The 16,345-nt window shown below is 69.5% G+C and carries 13 protein-coding genes; 3 read left to right on the forward strand and 10 right to left on the reverse strand.

The window, feature by feature from the left end; translation table 11 throughout:
• Positions 1-79: 79 nt before the first annotated feature.
• The gene (locus ND450_RS45330) at positions 80-709 is read right to left on the reverse strand and encodes a DUF4360 domain-containing protein (protein ID WP_253324057.1); all 630 of its coding nucleotides are present in this window, start codon (positions 707-709) and stop codon (positions 80-82) included.
• Between the two features lie 77 nt (positions 710-786).
• Positions 787-1,515: a DUF4360 domain-containing protein gene (locus ND450_RS45335; RefSeq protein ID WP_253324058.1), complete on the reverse strand. Its 729-nt coding sequence runs from the start codon at positions 1,513-1,515 to the stop codon at positions 787-789.
• A 92-nt stretch (positions 1,516-1,607) separates the two neighbouring features.
• On the opposite strand from ND450_RS45335, the gene ND450_RS45340 reads away from it, so the two are divergent.
• Positions 1,608-1,997, forward strand: coding sequence for a response regulator (locus ND450_RS45340; RefSeq protein WP_177229656.1), 390 nt, complete (start codon positions 1,608-1,610; stop codon positions 1,995-1,997).
• Between the two features lie 74 nt (positions 1,998-2,071).
• On the opposite strand, the gene ND450_RS45345 is transcribed toward ND450_RS45340, so the two are convergent.
• Positions 2,072-4,888: a substrate-binding domain-containing protein gene (locus tag ND450_RS45345; RefSeq protein WP_253324059.1), complete on the reverse strand. Its 2,817-nt coding sequence runs from the start codon at positions 4,886-4,888 to the stop codon at positions 2,072-2,074.
• Positions 4,889-5,005: 117 nt separating this feature from the next.
• Here ND450_RS45345 and ND450_RS45350 point away from each other — a divergent pair, with 117 nt between their 5' ends.
• Positions 5,006-6,589 carry a hypothetical protein gene (locus tag ND450_RS45350; RefSeq protein WP_253324060.1) on the forward strand — a complete coding sequence of 528 codons (1,584 nt, stop codon included), beginning with the start codon at positions 5,006-5,008 and terminating at the stop codon, positions 6,587-6,589.
• Between the two features lie 6 nt (positions 6,590-6,595).
• Here the strand turns inward: ND450_RS45350 and ND450_RS45355 are convergent, their stop codons facing one another.
• Positions 6,596-7,027, reverse strand: a complete 432-nt coding sequence (locus ND450_RS45355) for a GNAT family N-acetyltransferase (RefSeq protein ID WP_253324061.1) — start codon at positions 7,025-7,027, stop codon at positions 6,596-6,598.
• A gap of 110 nt (positions 7,028-7,137) precedes the next feature.
• Here ND450_RS45355 and ND450_RS45360 point away from each other — a divergent pair, with 110 nt between their 5' ends.
• Positions 7,138-8,013, forward strand: coding sequence for a M48 family metalloprotease (locus ND450_RS45360; RefSeq protein ID WP_253324062.1), 876 nt, complete (start codon positions 7,138-7,140; stop codon positions 8,011-8,013).
• A gap of 21 nt (positions 8,014-8,034) precedes the next feature.
• Here ND450_RS45360 and pgl read toward each other — a convergent pair whose 3' ends face one another.
• The 6 genes from pgl to tkt are packed head-to-tail and all read right to left on the reverse strand — an operon-like array spanning position 8,035 to position 16,164.
• Positions 8,035-8,802 (reverse strand): 6-phosphogluconolactonase, encoded by a 768-nt coding sequence (gene pgl / locus ND450_RS45365; protein ID WP_253324063.1) that lies wholly within the window; start codon positions 8,800-8,802, stop codon positions 8,035-8,037.
• Entirely contained in the window at positions 8,799-9,818 is a 1,020-nt protein-coding gene (opcA, locus tag ND450_RS45370) for a glucose-6-phosphate dehydrogenase assembly protein OpcA (RefSeq protein WP_253324064.1), read from the reverse strand. Before opcA ends, pgl begins: the two co-directional genes overlap by 4 nt.
• Entirely contained in the window at positions 9,815-11,302 is a 1,488-nt protein-coding gene (zwf, locus tag ND450_RS45375; protein ID WP_253328162.1) for a glucose-6-phosphate dehydrogenase, read from the reverse strand. The genes opcA and zwf overlap by 4 nt, the downstream gene beginning before the upstream one ends.
• A gap of 50 nt (positions 11,303-11,352) precedes the next feature.
• Entirely contained in the window at positions 11,353-12,939 is a 1,587-nt protein-coding gene (locus tag ND450_RS45380) for a glucose-6-phosphate isomerase (RefSeq protein WP_253324065.1), read from the reverse strand.
• Between the two features lie 25 nt (positions 12,940-12,964).
• Complete coding sequence (gene tal / locus ND450_RS45385) at positions 12,965-14,077, reverse strand: transaldolase (protein WP_253324066.1); 1,113 nt, start codon at positions 14,075-14,077, stop codon at positions 12,965-12,967.
• Complete coding sequence (gene tkt / locus ND450_RS45390; protein ID WP_253324067.1) at positions 14,074-16,164, reverse strand: transketolase; 2,091 nt, start codon at positions 16,162-16,164, stop codon at positions 14,074-14,076. The genes tal and tkt overlap by 4 nt, the downstream gene beginning before the upstream one ends.
• Between the last annotated feature and the right edge of the window lie 181 nt (positions 16,165-16,345).

Below are 16,345 nucleotides of genomic sequence, written 5' to 3' on the forward strand. Positions count from 1 at the left end.
GCTCACATATGTGCTACCGCACACGCTCGTGCGAGCGCGTGCGGTAGTCACAGCACTACAGAGGCGCTACCGGGGGGCACTACGGGCAGGTCTTCCAGCTGAACCGGTAGGTCGTGTCGATCGCACCGTCCGTGGAGTCCATCGACACGAAACTCGTGGTCGTGGCCGTGTTGGACGTGCCGGGGTAGACGCGGAGCTCGGTGTTGATGTTGAAGTTCCGCTTCTCGCCGCACGGCGAGTAGACGATCGCGGCGACCTCGGTCGTGTCGGTGGCCTGCCAGTCGTCGCTGTGCGGGCCGTTGTAGCGGTGCTGCGCCGAGTCGTTCTGCGACATGCCCTGGAAGTAGTAGTTGGCCTTCTGGATGGCGTACGCGCCTCTCTCGAGGTGCGCGAAGCCTCTGTAGTCGGCCTGGGCGATGCCGTAGGTGAAGCCCTGCGGGACGTTGACCCGCAGGTTGAGCTGGCAGTTCTTGCGGAAGTCCGTGGGCCGCGCGCCGACGCCCACCTGGGCCAGGTAGTCGCTGTAGGTGACGGTGAACGCCTTGTTGTCCTCGGACACCGCGACGGCCGCCGTGCCGGCGGGGCAGCCGGAGCCGTTGACCGTGACGATGTCGATGGTGATGTGGCCGGGCGGCGGGGTCTCGTTCGGCGCGCCGGGCGGGATGACGATGGCCGAGGCCAGCAGGGCAGCGGCAACCGCGTTGAGCATGGGTGCACCTTTCCAACGCATCTCGCAGGGAGGTGGCGGCGGTGGGACTTCGGTGGCGGCGGCCTGGTGGTGAAGAATCAGCAGCGCTTCCACGAGAAGTGGTGAAGGGTGCGCACTTCTCCGCGCTGGTAGTCCATCGTCATGAAACTGTTCGCATTGGCGTCCGACGTACCTTTGTCGACGCGCAGGGAGCTGTTCACGTTGAGATTCTTCTTCTCGCCGCAGGGCGAGTAGACGATCTCCGAGAACTCGGTTCGATGCGTGATCGACCAGTTGTCGTCGAACGGCCCGGTGAACGTGTGCTTCCACGTCGTGGTGGCCGACTGGCCCTGGAAGTAGTAATTCACCGACTGGTACCCGGTGGCGCCGGATTTCAGGTAGCCGTAGCCGCCGTAGGTCGCTTCCGCGATGCCATACGAGAAGCCCTGCGGGACGTTGACCTGCAAGGTCAGCTGGCAGTTCTTCCGGAAGTCGGTCGCACCGGCCCCTTTGCCCGCCTGGGCGAGGTAGTCGCTGTAGATCACCCAGAACGACGTGTTGTCCGGTGCCACGACCACTTCGGCGGTGCCCTGCTTGCACCCGGAACCGTTCACCGTCACCACGTCGATCGTCACCCGCTCCGAAGGAATCGCCGAAGCGTGCGCCGGTGCTGACGACAATGTGAACAGCACGGTCAGAGCAGCTGCTGCCGTCGCTTTGCGCATGAAGTTGGCCTTTCCTGGTGCCTCTTTCTCAGCGTGGAGCGGCAGCGGTGCCGCGAAGGTTAGCGCAGACCCTCGACCAATGGTGTGATCCAAATGGACCATGTCATCCTGATGGAGCAGTTCGTGAAGAATTCCCGCAAACAGTCCGTCACCTGGTGCTGAGAGAACGAATCGTTTCAGGCATACTTGCCCGCATGTCGCTGGCTGGGCTGGTGCTCGTGGTCGAGGACGAGGATCCCGTGCGGAGGTACACCGTGAGCCTGCTCGAGGAGCTGGGCTTCACCGTCCTGCAGGCCACCGACGGCGTCGAGGCGATCGCGGTCCTGCGCGAGCGCTCCGCCGAGATCAGCGCGATGCTGCTCGACCACAGCATGCCCGGCCTGTCCGGCGAGGAGGTGCTCGCCCAGCTGGAGCGCGAGGGCCTCTCCGTGCCCGTCGTGCTGACGAGCGGCTACGACCGCGCGTCGCTGGAGCGGCGGTTCGCGGGGCACGACATCGCCGGGTACCTGCAGAAGCCGTTCCGGATCGAGGCGCTGGACGAGACGGTCCGGCTCGCGGTGTCCGGGCGCGCGCAGGCCTCCTGAGCGGGTGGGGCGGCGCCACGGCGCATCGGCGCGGTCGTTGACCTGCGTGGTCGCGGACCTGCCTGACCGCACCACTACCGCGCCAGCACCTGCCGCACGCGTTCGAGCAGGTCGGACTCCACGTACGGCTTGGTGATCAGCACCTCGTCGTCGAGCACCTCGTCGGTCGTGTAGCCGGACACGTAGATCACGGCGGGCGCGGCACCGGTCGAGCGAAGCAGCCGCACGAGCTCCGGACCGCCCATCTTCGGCATTACGACGTCGGTGAGGACCAGGTCGATCGTGCTGCGGTGCGCGGTGGCCAACTGCAGCGCCTCCTGGCCGTCGCCCGCCTCGATCACCGCGTAGCCCGCGGTCTCCAGTGTGCGCCTGGTCATGACCCGCACCTGCGCGTCGTCCTCCACGAGGAGCACCGTGCCGACGCCTTGGTGCGTGGTGGTGCGACGCGCGTACGGGGCTTCGGGTGTGCCGTTGAGTTCGATCGGCACCGGCAGGTACACCTCGACGGTCGTGCCCTCGCCGGGCGCGCTGATCAGCTCGATCTGGCCGCCGGACTGCTGCACGATGCCGAACACCGTGGACAGGCCCAGCCCGGTGCCCTTGCCGACCGGTTTGGTCGTGAAGTACGGCTCGAACACCTGCGCCTGCACGTCCGGTGCCATGCCCGAGCCCGTGTCCTGCACTCGCATCACGACGTACTGGCCCGGCCGCACGCCGACGATCCGGCCGGTGTCGTCGCCGCGCAGGGGCCTGTTCGCGATCTCGATCCGCAGCGTGCCGCCGGCGGGCATGGCGTCGCGGGAGTTGACCGCGAGGTTGAACAGGATCTGCTCGACCTGGCCCGCGTCGGCCCACACCTGCGCGACGCCGTCCGGCAGGTGCATCTGCAGCTCGATGTTCTCGCCGACGAGCGTGCGCAGCATCGAGTGGACCTTCGTCAGGTTGTCCCTGAGGTCCAGCGACTCCGGGTGCAGGACCTGCTGGCGGGTGAACGCGAGCAGCTGCCTCGTCAGGTTCGCGGCCCGCTCGCCCGCGTGCTTTATGTCCTCGATCGCCGTGCGTCTCGGATCGTCCTGAAGGGTGCGGCGCAACAGCATCTCGCTGTTGCCGTTCACGACCGTGAGGATGTTGTTGAAGTCGTGCGCGATGCCACCGGTCAACCGGCCGATGGCCTCCATCTTCTGTGCGTGCCGCAACTGCGCTTCCGTCTCGCCGACGCGTTCTTCGAGCCGTGCGCGGGCGTCCTTCAGTTCCTGCATCAGCCTGATGCTCCGCAACGCGCTGCTGAGCTGCTGCTGCACGGCCTCGTAGATCCAGCCCGGCTGCGGGCCCTCCTCGAAGATCACGTACCCGAGGTGGTCCTCGTCGGTGTAGAGCGGGGCGACGAGCGCGCTGAACGGCGTGGTGCGCCGGAACGGGTACGGCGTCAGGTTGATCGTGGGGAACGAGGTGGTCGGTGGCGGCTTCACTTCGTCGTGCTCGTACCGCACGAGTGTGCGCGCCGTGCCAGGAGTGTCGTACGCCATGACGTGGCAACCGGGGATGCCGAGACGCGGGAGTTCTTCGGCGAGAGCGTTCGTCAGCTCGTCGACGTCTCTCGACGCGATGAGCCGTTGGCCTGCCTCACGCACCGTCTGGTCGTGACGTTCGTGCGAGAGGTACTTGAACCGTGCGTCCGTGGCGAACGCATCGCCCAGAAGCAACTGCACGCGCAGCCACAGATCGTTGATGAGCGTCGCGTCACTGATGCGGGCCGTCACGAAGCGATGCAGGTCGAACAGCGGTGGCCACCACTGCGCCGGTTCGCACCCGGCGCGCGCGCTCCAGCGGATGTATTCGGCCAGCAGCTTCAGGAACTCCGCGCCCTCGACCTCACCGCGTCCGGCCGCCATGAGCTCCACGACGAGCTGCTCCGCCCACCCGTCCGGCAGTGCCGTGGAGGCTTGGCCGAGCGAGTCGCGCAGGTGGTCGGCGACCGTGGAGGCGGTCGCGGACTCGTTGATGGTGAGCCGGTCGTGCGCGGGCGCGTGGTCGCCGAGCCCCGACGGCAGGCAGCCGCACGAGCGCCGCACGACCAGCTCGGTCGGCATGGTCTGGCGGTGGCGCGTGGGCTCGCCCTTCACCAGCGCCACGGCCAGTTCCACCGCGCGGAAACCCATTTGGCGGAACGGTGCGCGCACGGTGGTGAGGTCGTTCATGCGGACGTTCGTGTGGTTGTCGTACCCGACGACCGCGATCTCCTCCGGGGTGCGGAAACCCAGCTCCTCCAGCGCGGACACGGCACCGGTCGCGTAGTCGTCGTTCGCGGCGGCGATGGCGTCCGGCGGCTCCAAGACGCGCGACAGCATCCTGCGCACGGTGTCGGTGGCGCGGTTCGGTTCCCAGATGAGCGAGCCGGGCATGCTCACGAGGGCCGGGTCGAACGCGATCCCGTGGTTGCGCAACGAGTCCGCGTACCCCCAGAACCGCTCTTGGGCGCCCGCATGCGTTTGCGGGCCCCTGATGAACGCGATCCGGCGCTTGCCGTGCACCTCGATGAGATGATCAACGGCCTGTTTCATCCCGTTGCGGTTGTCCATCAGGATGGTGGGCCATTGCGCGAGAGGCGTCTCCACACTCACGATCGGCATCGGCGCGTACTGCTTCACGTACTCCTGCATGCCTTCGGAGCCGATGAGCTGCCCCACGCGCGTAGTCCACACAACGAGCGCATCGATGCGGTTCGGCGAAATGAGGTCGTAGACGGTGTTGGCCCGCCGCTTGTGCGGATCCGGGTGGTCGAGCTCGCTGCCGACGAAGCAGACCAGGTCGCACCCGTGGTGCCGGGCGCCGTCGCTCACACCGCGCCACTGCTCACCCGCGAGCTCGATGAGCGGTCCAGCGGTGATCATCCCGATCGTGGGACGTCGCCTCGCACTGCCGTTAGCCACAAAACCCCCGCTACTCAACGCGATTGGGGATGATACGCGTTGTCGGGGGGAATGCCTGCCTTGTTACCGGGGAGATCGGTGAACGCTGCACTGGAGGGCCTGGCGTCGAACCCGGCGCTACCCGGCACCCTGCTCGACCGCCTGGCCGCGATGCCGTCGTTGGCGTCCGAACTGGCCGGACGCGCTGATCTGACGGCATCCCACGTACGCACACTGCTCTCTCACGGCGACCCTTCAGCCGTGCACATCCTGCTGCAGAAGGGAGTGGTCCATCCGGCGGAAGTCCCCATCGCCGACGAATCGGTCGCCCTCGTGCTGACCGGCCACCCCGACGCCGATCCGTCGCTGACCCGGGCCCTGGCGTTCCACCCGGATCCCGCCGTGCGGGCCAGTCTCCCGGAGTGGGCTTGTTCGCTGCCCACCGACGTGATCGAGCGCCTGAGCCTCGACGAAGCGCCGGAGGTCGTCGCCGCACTCGTCACGTTCCACGCGGTGCCCCTGCCGGTGGCCGAGTCGCTGAGCCGTCACCCGAGCACCGAAGTGCGCCGCGCGCTGGCCGCCGACTCGCACACACCGCCTTCGGTGCTGGTCGCGCTGAGCACGGAGGACGCACTGGCCCGCGAACTCGCGTCGAACCCCGCCACGCCCGCTTCGATCGCGGTGGACCTGTTGCGCCACCACGCTTCCCGCTACTTCCTCGCCTCGCGCACCGACCTGCCCGCGGAGGTGTACGAGGTCCTCGCGTCGGAGTTCGAACCCGGCATCCTCGCGGAGCTGGCGGCGAACCCGGCCGTCCCCGCGCACGTCCTGCGCCGGCTGACCGACACCCGCGCACTGCGCCACGTCCTGCTGCGCAACCCGGCGATCCCGCTCGACCTGTTGAGGGAACTGGCCCCGGCCGCCCGCGCCGAGCACCTGCCCCGCATCGCTTCCGCCACCCCGGCCGAACTGCGCGAGCTGGCCGCGTCCCCGCAGGCACCGGTGCGGATGCTCGTGGCCACCCGACCCGACCTGCCCGCGGACCTGCTCGCCGCCCTGGTGGCCGACCCCGATCCCGTCGTCGCCGCCGCGACCGGTCCGTCGGCGACGGTGGCGCAGCTGCGGGACCTGGTCGCGTGGCACGGATTTCGGGTGTTCCCCCGCGCGGCGCTGAACCCGTTGTGCCCGCCCGATTTGGTGCACCACATGGCTTCGCGGGCACCGTCGGCGGAGATCCGCCGCGCGATCGCCCGGCACCCGAACGCCTCCGGCGAGACCTTGCTGCTCTGCCTGGAAGATCCGCAGGCGCGGTACCTGGCCGCCGCGCACCCGAACCTGCCGGTCGACGAGCTCGTCGGGATGCTGGGGAGCGAGTTCACGGCACGGGCCGCGGCGTCGAACCCGTCGTTGCCGCTGCACGTGATGGAGCACCTCGCCGGTGGAGGTGGACACGCCCGGCTCGTGTGCGAGGACGAGGTGATCGACCCGGACGTCTCCGCGGCCGGGTCGCCGGCGACGTCACCCGTGCTGCTGTACCGGCTCACCACGCACCCGGAACGTGCGGTGCGCCTGGCGTTGGCGGGACGCCGGGACCTGCCGCGCAGGGCGTACGAGCGCCTGGTGAACGACCCGGATCCGGAGGTGGCGGCGGCCGCACGACGGCGTGCCCGCGACGAAGGGTGACTTCCGTCAGTCCCACCACTTGATGAGGTTCGTCTGCTCCTTGCGGACGCCGTACCCGTTGGCCGCGTAGAACCTCCTGGCCCGCACCCGGTTCGCCCCGGTCACCAGCCGGATCCCGCAGGCGCCGTCGGCACGGGCCCACTCCTCACCGGCGGCCAGCAGGGCCCTGCCGACGCCCCGGCCCTGGTGCCGCGGTGAGGTGGCCAGGGTGATGAGGTTCTTCAACGGCCGGTGGTAGGTGTTCTCGTAGTCGCTGAGCTGGACGTACCCGAGCACCTCCGCTTCGTCGACGGCCACGAGCAGGACCACGTTGGGCGCCTTGATGATGCGCTCCAACTGGGCGCGCGTGTCCGGCAGCGGGAAGTCGTACCCCAGCGCCTCGTGGTTGATCTGCTGGATCGCCGGCGCGTCGTCGGCCAGCACCTCTCGGATGTGCAACTCGACCCCCTCGGTTGTCCTCTCCACTCCACCACGGCTGGAGCGGACGGGCGAATCGGCTGGACACAAACGGGAACCGGCTGGAACGCTCGACCGTCGAGGTGATGACGGTGCGCCGACGACGCTTCGACCTGTCCGCCGTGTTCGAGTTGCTGCTCGGGGTGCCGACGGTGCTGAGCAGTCTGCTGATCGTCGGTCTCGTCGGCAGGGCCTTCGCGCCGGACGAGTTGTGGCTGTTCCCGGTGCTGTGGCTGGTGTCCGGCGCGATCGTGTTCCTCCCGGCGGTGGACAGGGTGCTCGCGGTGCTCGCGCTGAACCTGCGCGGGCCCACGAACAAGGAACGCGCCGTGCTGGAGCCGTTGCTCGAAGAGGTGTGCGGGGCGGCCGGGGTGGCGCCGCAGCGGTACTGGCTGCGGATCGAGAACTCCAAGGAGATCAACGCGATGGCGGTCGGCGGGCACGTCGTCGCGGTGTCGACGGCGGCGCTCGCGCTTCCACCGCGACATCTCGAGGCGGTGCTGGCCCACGAGGTCGGGCACCACCTCGCCGGGCACACGCGGATCTCGTTGCTGCGCTGGTGGTACGAGCTGCCGGCGCGGGCGGCGGTGCGGCTCACGCTGCTCGTCGGGCTCGGGATCTTCCTCGCAGGGCGGAAGATCGGCACGAAACTGGCCTACGTCGCGAGCGTTCTGCTGGTCGTGGCGCTGGCGGCGGTGGCCGTGGTGGCCAGTCCGTGGGTGCTGCTGGTGCCGGTGATCGCGCCGCTGCTCGCGTTGTCGAGCCGGCGGTCGGAGCTCTACGCGGACCGGATCTCGGCCGAGCTCGGGTACGGGCCGATGCTGCTCGAGGTGTTGCAGCGGTGGGTGAGGCAGGGGTACGACGAGCGGCGGGCCAGGGCCGGGATCAGGGCGCGGATGCTGGCCTCGCACCCGTCGTGCGCGCAGCGCATCAGCAGGCTGCACGACAAGAAGGCCCCCAGGCCGTGAAGCCTGGGGGCCGATGGGAACTCAGGCCCTGAACGACGCCGGGACCTTCGCGGAGGCCGCCGTGTCCAGCAGCCACCACGTCCGGTGCCGGCCGAGAGCACCGGCCGCGGGCAGTTCCACCTCGTCCGCTCCGGACAGGGCCGTGGCGACCGCCTCGGCCTTGGCCTCGCCCGTGGTCATCAGCCAGACTTCCTGCGCGTGCCGCACCGACGACAACGTCAGCGAGACACGGGTCGGAGGCGGCTTCGGGCAGTCGCGCACCGCCACGACCGTGCGCTCCTTCTCGTGCACGGCAGGCGAATCCGGGAACACCGACGCCACGTGCCCCTCCTCGCCGACGCCCAGCATGCAGACGTCGAACGCGGGCACGCCGTCGTCCTCCGGGCCGGCCAGGGAGGCCAGCACCTCGGCGTAGGCCGCGGCGGCCGCCTCGGGGTCGTCGCCGAACTCGCCGTCCGACGGCGCCATCACGTGGACGCGTGACGGGTCCAGCGGCACGTGGTCGAGCAGCGCGGCACGGGCCTGCGTCTCGTTGCGGTCGGGATGACCCGACGGCAGGAAGCGCTCGTCGCCCCAGAACAGGTCGACGCGCGACCAGTCCACGGCGTCCCGCGCGGCACTGCGGTTCAGGTGCTCCAGGACGGCGGTGCCGGTGCGGCCACCGGTCAGCACGACCGACGCGACGCCGCGGGCGGCCTGCGCGTCGACGATGCGGGTGACCAGACGGGCCGCCGCGGCGGCGGCCAGCAGGTCGCCGTCGCGGTGCACCACCACTTGCGGATCGCTCACGAACTCGCCTTCGCCTTGGACTTCTTCGCCACCGGAGCGGCCTCACCGTTCTGAGGCGCCTCCGCGGCCGGCTCGTCGGCCTTCGGGGCGTGCGCCCGGCCCTTGGAGACCTTCGACAGCGACTTCAGCGCCGCCGCGTAGACCTCGTCGGGGTCGAGACGGCGCAGCTCCTCGGCGAGGCAGTCGCGCACCGAACGGCGCTGCAGCGCCACCCGCCGCTCGGGCTGGCCGGGCTGCGACAGCGTGCCCACCCTGCCGTCCGGGCGGTGCAGGTCGACGTCGCCGGACGCGCGGACGAGCCGCACCTCCACGATGCCTTCACCCGACGTCGCCTTGAAGCGCTTCGCCGGCACCTTCAGCCGGTCCGACAGCCACGCGGCGAGCAGGTCGGTGGACGGCGAGTCGGACTCACCGGTCACCTCCGCCTCCTGGACCTTCTCGTACGGAGGCAGGTCCAGCGAGGAGGCGAGCATGGCGCGCCACAACGTCAGCCGCGTCCACGCCAGGTCCGTGTCGCCCGGCGCGTAGTGCGCACGCCGGGTCTCCAGGGCCTTGATCGGGTTCTTCTCGGCCGCGGCGTCGGTGATGCGGCGCTGCGCGAGCTGGCCGATCGGGTCCTTCGACGGCGACACCGGCGCGTCGAACGGCCACCACGCCACGACCGGGGTGTCCGGCAGCAGCAGCGGCATGACGCACGAGGCGCCTTCCTTGGCCAGTTCGCCGTACAGGCGGAGGACGACGACCTCCGAGGCTCCGGCGTCACCACCGACGCGGATCTGCGCGTCCAGGCGGGGAGCCGCCTGACGGGCACCGCGGGCCACGACGATCACGCGACACGGGTGCTCGCGCGAGGCGTCGTTGGCCGCGTCGATCGCGGCGTCGGTGCGCTGGCCGTCCTCGGTCACGATCACGAGGGTCAGCACGCGCCCGAGGGTCGTCGCACCGCCTTCGTCGCGCAGCCGGACCAGCCGCGAGTTGATCTGGGAGGTGGTGGTCGAGGGCAGGTCGATGATCACGGACGCCTCCAGTGCCTTCCGGTCCGAGCCGTCATCGCGTCCGCCGACGGCGGCCCCCACGTACCGGCCTTGTACTTCTCCAGAGCGGGCTCGTCCTTGCGCGCCCAGAACTCGAGCACCGGGTCGAGGATCTCCCAGGAGAGCTCGACCTCGTCGTTCTTCGGGAACAGCGACGGCTCGCCGAGCAGCACGTCGAGCAGCAGCCGCTCGTAGGCCTCCGGCGACGATTCGGTGAACGAGTGGCCGTAGCCGAAGTCCATCGTGACGTCGCGGACCTCCATGGTGTTGCCCGGCACCTTCGACCCGAACCGGATCGTCACGCCCTCGTCCGGCTGCACGCGCACGACGAGCGCGTTCTGGCCGAGCTCCTCGGTCGCGGTGTCGTCGAACGGCAGGTGCGGCGCCCGCTTGAACACGACGGCCACCTCGGTGACGCGACGGCCCAGGCGCTTGCCGGTGCGCAGGTAGAACGGCACCCCGGCCCAGCGGCGGGTGTTGACCTCGCAGGTGATCGCGCCGAACGTCTCGGTCTTCGACTCGGGCGAGAAACCGCCCTCCTCGAGCAGACCGGGGACCTTCTGGCCGCCCTGCCAGCCACCGGTGTACTGGCCGCGCGCGGTGGTCTCCTCGAACGGCTCCGCGGGACGCGTGGCCGAGAGGATCTTCACCTTCTCCGCCCGCAGGTCCGACGGCTTGAAGGAGACGGGCTCCTCCATCGCGATCAGCGCGAGCAGCTGCAGCAGGTGGTTCTGGATGACGTCGCGCGTCGCGCCGATGCCGTCGTAGTAGCCGGCGCGGCCACCGAGACCGATGTCCTCGGCCATGGTGATCTGCACGTGGTCGACGTAGTTCGAGTTCCAGATGGGTTCGTACAGCTGGTTCGCGAACCGCAGCGCCAGGATGTTCTGCACGGTCTCCTTGCCGAGGTAGTGGTCGATGCGGAACACCGACTCCTCGGGGAAGACCTCGTTGACCGTGCGGTTGAGCTCCTTGGCGGACTTCAGGTCGTGGCCGAAGGGCTTCTCGATGACGACGCGCCGCCACTGGTCGCCCTGCGCCTGCGCCAGGCCCGCGCGCTTGAGCTGGTTGACCACCGTCGGGAACGCGCCCGGCGGGATCGACAGGTAGAACGCGTGGTTGCCGCCCGTGCCGCGCTCGGAGTCGAGGGCGGCGAGGCACGACGCGAGGTTGTCGAACGACGCGTCGTCGTCGAACGTGCCCTGCACGAACCGGATGCCTTCGGCGAGCTGCTGCCACACGGCCTCGTTGAACGGCGTGCGCGCGTGCTCCTTGACGGCGTCGTGCACGACCTTCATGAAGTCCTGGTCGGCCCAGTCGCGGCGGGCGAAGCCGACGAGACCGAAGCCCGGCGGCAGCAGACCCCGGTTCGCGAGGTCGTAGATCGCGGGCATGAGCTTCTTGCGCGAGAGGTCACCGGTGACACCGAAGATGACCAGCGCGCTCGGGCCCGCGATGCGGGGCATGCGCTTGTCGCGCGGATCCCGCAGCGGGTTGTGCCACTGGGCGGATGTGGTCACGAGCCGTCCTCCTGGACTGCCTCGACGAGCTGGGCCAAGCCGGCGATGCGGTCCTCGAGGTGCAGGCGCAGCACCGGGCGACCGTGTTCGGCCAGCACCTGACCGTCGCCGAGCGCCTGCGCGAGCTGCAGCTGCGCCAGCGTGTAGGGACGGCCGGGCACCTCCAGGTCGTCGCCGGACTCGCCGGTGATCTGGATGAACACGCCGTTCTGGTGACCGCCCTTGTGGTACTGGCCGGTCGAGTGCAGGAAGCGCGGACCCCAGCCGAACGTGGTCTGCAGGTGCGTCCTCTTCGCGATCTCCGGGCGGAGCAGCTCGAACGACGCGTCGTCGATCCTGTCCAGGTACGCCTGAATCGAGATGTAGCCGTGGTCGGGCGCCACTTCGACGATCGCCGCCAGCGCCTCCGCGACGGTGTGGACCTTGCGCGGTGCCCAGTCCGTGCCGTGGCCCTGCACCGGGCCGTCCACGAAGGACGGAACCGTCGCGGCGACGGCCGGCGCGTCGAGCAGCGCGCGGGAGGCCTTCTTCGCGGCCTCGACGTCGGGCTGGTCGAACGGGTTGATGCCGAGCACCCGGCCGACGAGCGCGGTCGCGTACTCCCACAGCAGGAACTGCGCGCCGAGCTTGCCCTCGACCGCGACGTTCGCGGAACCGGTGGCCGGTCCGATCGCGACGGTCGTGGCGTCCGAGCGCGCGTCGACGAAGCCGGGAGCGCCGGGGCCCTCGACGACGACCGGCAGCAGGCCGGTGCCGTTCTTGCCCGTCGACTCGGCGATGAGCTGCTCGGCCCAGTCGCCGAAGCCCTTGATGCCCGAGCCGGTGTCGGCGAAGACGATCTTCTCGGCGCCGTGCGCGTGCGCGGCACCGAAGATCGCCGCCAGCACCACGGCGGGGTTCTCGGGGGAGTCCTGCGACACCAGCTTCGCGACCTCGGCCGCGTCGTCGAGGAGCTCCTCGACGTTCGCGCCGGCGAGGTAGGACGGCACCAGGCCGAACGCCGTCAGCGCCGAGTACCGGCCACCGACGTTCGGGTCGGCCAGGAACACCTTGCGGTAGCCCGCCTCCTCGGACGCCTTCTGCAGGGGCGAGCCGGGGTCGGTGACGACCACGATGCGCGACGCGGCGTCGATGCCCGCGTCGGTGAAGGCCTTCTCGAAGATCCGGCGGTGGCTGTCGGTCTCGACGGTCCCACCGGACTTGGACGACACCACGATCACCGTGCGCTCGAGGTCACCGGCGAGAGCGTCGGCCACCTGGGCGGGATCGGTGGTGTCCAGCACGACCAGCGGCACGCCCGCGGTCCGCGTGATCACCTCGGGGGCCAGCGACGAGCCACCCATTCCAGCGAGGACGACGCGGTCGACGCCCTCGGCGTGCAGTTCGGAGCGCAGTGCCACGAGATCCGGGAGCAGTGCTCGGGACGTCTCGTGCAACGTCGTCCACGAGAGGCGGATGCTCGCCTCGGACTCGGCTTCCGGCCCCCACAGGGTCGGGTCCTGCGCGGTCAGCTTGCTCGGCACCGAATCCGCGACCAGGTCAGCAGCGATCGTGCTGACCTGGTCGGCGTTCGGTGACCTCACGATTTCGACGGAGGTCACTTCGTGATCAGCCCTTCAGTTGAGCCAGTTGGTTCTTCACCGTCTCGAGCAACTCTTCCCAGGACTTCTCGAACTTCTCGACGCCCTCGGTCTCCAGCGCGACGAACACGTCCTGGAGGTCGATTCCCACGGCGGCGAGCTTGTCGAACACATCCTGGCCCTCTGCGGCACGACCGGTGACCGTGTCACCCGTGATCTTGCCCGCCTCGGCGACGGCCTGCAGCGTCTTCTCCGGCATCGTGTTCACGACGCCGTCCACGACGAGCTGGTCGACGTAGAGCGTGGGGGAGTAGCTCGGGTCCTTCACGCCGGTCGAGGCCCACAGCGGGCGCTGCGCGTTCGCGCCGTCCGCCTTGAGAGCCTCCCAGCGCTCACCCTGGAACGTCTTCTCGAACGCTCCGTAGGCGATCCACGCGTTGGCGAGAGCGGCCTTGCCCTTGAGCGCGGTCGCCTCGTCGGTGCCGATCTTGTCGAGGCGCTTGTCGACCTCGGTGTCCACGCGGGACACGAAGAACGACGCGACCGAGTGGATCGACCGCAGGTCGTGGCCGTTCGCCTTGGCCTGCTCGAGGCCCGCGATGTAGGCCTCCATGACCTTCTCGTAGCGCTCGACCGAGAAGATCAGCGTCACGTTGACGGAGATGCCCTCGCCGATCACCTTCGTGATGGCCGGGATGCCCGCCTCGGTGGCCGGGATCTTCACCAGCAGGTTCGGCCGGTCCACGGTCTTCCACAGGTCCTGCGCCTCGGCGACGGTCTTGTCCGTCTCGAACGCGAGGCGCGGGTCGACCTCGATGGAGACGCGGCCGTCCACGCCGTTCGTCGAGTTGTAGATGTCGCGGAACTTGTCGCACGCGTTGCGCACGTCCGTCGTCGTGACCTCGCGGATGGTCGCCTCGACGTCGGCACCGCGCGACGCCAGCTCGCGCACCTGCTCGTCGTAGGACTCGCCCTTCGACAGGGCGCCCGCGAAGATCGTCGGGTTCGTCGTCACGCCGACGACGTTCCAGTCGCGGATCAGCTCGTCCAGGTTGCCGCTGGTGAGCCGTTCACGGGACAGGTCGTCGAGCCAGATGGAGACTCCGGCGCCGGACAGGGCGTCGAGATTCGGCTTGCTCACTTCTTACCCCTCACGTTGTCAAGGGAACGGCGGGCGGCGGCGACGACGTTCTCCGTCGTGAAGCCGAACTCCTTGAACAGGACCTGGTAGTCGGCCGAGGCACCGAAGTGCTCGATCGACACGATCTCGCCGGCGTCGCCGACGTGGCGGTACCACGGCTGCGCGATGCCGGCCTCGACCGCGACGCGCGCCTTCACCGAGGACGGGATGACCGACTCGCGGTACTCCGCGTCCTGCTTCTCGAACCAGTCGAGGGAAGGCATCGACACCACACGCACTGCAACGCCCTCGCCCTGCAGAACCTTTCCGGCCTCGGCCGCCATCTGCAGCTCGGAGCCCGTGCCGATGATCACAACCTCGGGGTCGTCGTCACCGAAGAGCACGTAACCGCCGCGCTTGACGCCCTCGGCGTTCGTGCCCTCCAGGATCGGCAGGTTCTGGCGGGAGAGCGCGAGGCCCACCGGGCCGAGCTGCTCGATGACGGCCTTCCACGCGAACGCGGTCTCGTTGGCGTCACCGGGGCGGACCACGGCGAAGTCCGGGATCGCGCGCAGGGCGGCGAGGTGCTCGATCGGCTGGTGCGTCGGGCCGTCCTCACCGAGACCGATGGAGTCGTGCGTCCACACGTACGTGACGGCGGCCTGCATGATCGCGGCCAGGCGCACGGCGGGACGCATGTAGTCGGAGAACACGAGGAACGTGCCACCGAACGGACGGGTCGGGCCGTGCAGCGCGATGCCGTTGAGGATCATGCCCATGGCGTTCTCGCGGACACCGAAGTGCAGCACGCGGCCGTACGGGTCGGCGCTCCACATGCCGGTGGAGATCTCCGCCGGACCGAACGACTTCGCGCCCTTGATGGTGGTCAGGTTCGACTCGGCCAGGTCGGCCGAACCGCCCCACAGCTCCGGCAGGTGCTTCGCCAGGGCGTTGATGACCTCACCCGAGGCCTTGCGGGTCGGGACCTCCTTGCCGCCCACCTCGTAGACGGGGAGGTCGGCGTCCCAGCCCTGCGGCAGCTCGCGCGCGACGAGGCGGTTCAGCAGCTTCTTGTTCTCGGCGTTGGCCGAGGCCCACGCGTCGAAGCTCTTCTGCCACTCGGCCTTGGCGTGCTCGCCGCGCTTGACGACCTCGCGGGCGTGCGCCAGGACCTCGTCGGCGACCTCGAACGTCTGCTCGGGGTCGAAGCCGAGGATCTCCTTGGTGGCCTTGACCTCGTCGACGCCCAGCGCGGCACCGTGCGCGGCGCCGGTGTTCTGCTTGTTCGGCGCCGGGAAGCCGATGATCGTGCGCAGCAGGATGAACGACGGCCTGTCGGTGACGGCCTTGGCCTTCTCGACGGCCTCGAGGATGCCCTTGACGTTCTCGCCGGACTCGACGACCTGGACGTGCCAGCCGTAGGCCTCGTAGCGCTTCGCGGTGTCCTCGGACAGCGCGATCGTCGTGTCGTCCTCGATGGAGATCTTGTTGTCGTCGTAGAAGACGACCAGGTTGCCCAGCTGCTGCGTGCCCGCGAGCGACGAGGCCTCGGAGGTGACGCCCTCCTCGATGTCACCGTCGGAGGCGATCACGTAGATGTGGTGGTCGAACGGGCTCTCGCCCGGCGCGGCCGACGGGTCGAACAGGCCGCGCTCGCGGCGGGCGGCCATGGCCATGCCGACGGCGGAGGCGAGACCGGAGCCCAGCGGGCCGGTCGTGATCTCGACGCCCTTCGTGTGGCCGTGCTCGGGGTGGCCGGGGGTCTTCGAGCCCCACTTGCGCAGCGTCTTGAGGTCGTCGACCTCGAGGCCGTAGCCCGACAGGAACAGCTGGATGTACAGCGTCAGGCTGGAGTGGCCCGCGGAGAGCACGAACCGGTCGCGGCCGATCCAGTCCGGGTCCGCCGGGTCGTGCCGCAGCACGCGCTGGAACAGCGTGTACGCGAGCGGGGCGAGGCTCATCGCCGTGCCGGGGTGCCCGTTGCCGACGTTCTGCACGGCGTCCGCCGCGAGCACGCGCGCGGTGTCGACGGCGCGCTTGTCGAGCTCGGTCCAGTCGTCGGGCAGATCGGCCTTGGTGAGCCGGCTGATGTCGTCGGTGACGGTCACGGACTTACAGCTCCAAACTTTGTCGCTAGGGCGGGTGCGACGCGTCTTCGGAATCGATCCCGAAGAGCCTCACCCGCATCTCTCCCACGTCCTCCGGCCAGCCTAGTCCTGGAAGATTCGGAAGGTGCTCCCAAAGCTCCCAGGCACATGTGTGGCGGGGCACACCAGCACCCGAACGGGC

It is taken from the genome of Lentzea sp. HUAS12, from assembly GCF_024125735.1.
In the GTDB taxonomy this organism is placed as follows: domain Bacteria; phylum Actinomycetota; class Actinomycetes; order Mycobacteriales; family Pseudonocardiaceae; genus Lentzea; species Lentzea albida.

What these genes read in the sequence shown, in the direction of transcription:
- zwf (WP_253328162.1), bottom strand. Translation starts at nt 11,302, where the DNA reads ATGCCCCGCATCGCGGGCCCGAGCGCGCTGGTCATCTTCGGTGTCACC.
- ND450_RS45335 (WP_253324058.1), bottom strand. Translation starts at nt 1,515, where the DNA reads ATGGTCCATTTGGATCACACCATTGGTCGAGGGTCTGCGCTAACCTTC.
- ND450_RS45345 (WP_253324059.1), bottom strand. Translation starts at nt 4,888, where the DNA reads ATGATCACCGCTGGACCGCTCATCGAGCTCGCGGGTGAGCAGTGGCGC.
- ND450_RS45330 (WP_253324057.1), bottom strand. Translation starts at nt 709, where the DNA reads ATGCTCAACGCGGTTGCCGCTGCCCTGCTGGCCTCGGCCATCGTCATC.
- ND450_RS45340 (WP_177229656.1), top strand. Translation starts at nt 1,608, where the DNA reads ATGTCGCTGGCTGGGCTGGTGCTCGTGGTCGAGGACGAGGATCCCGTG.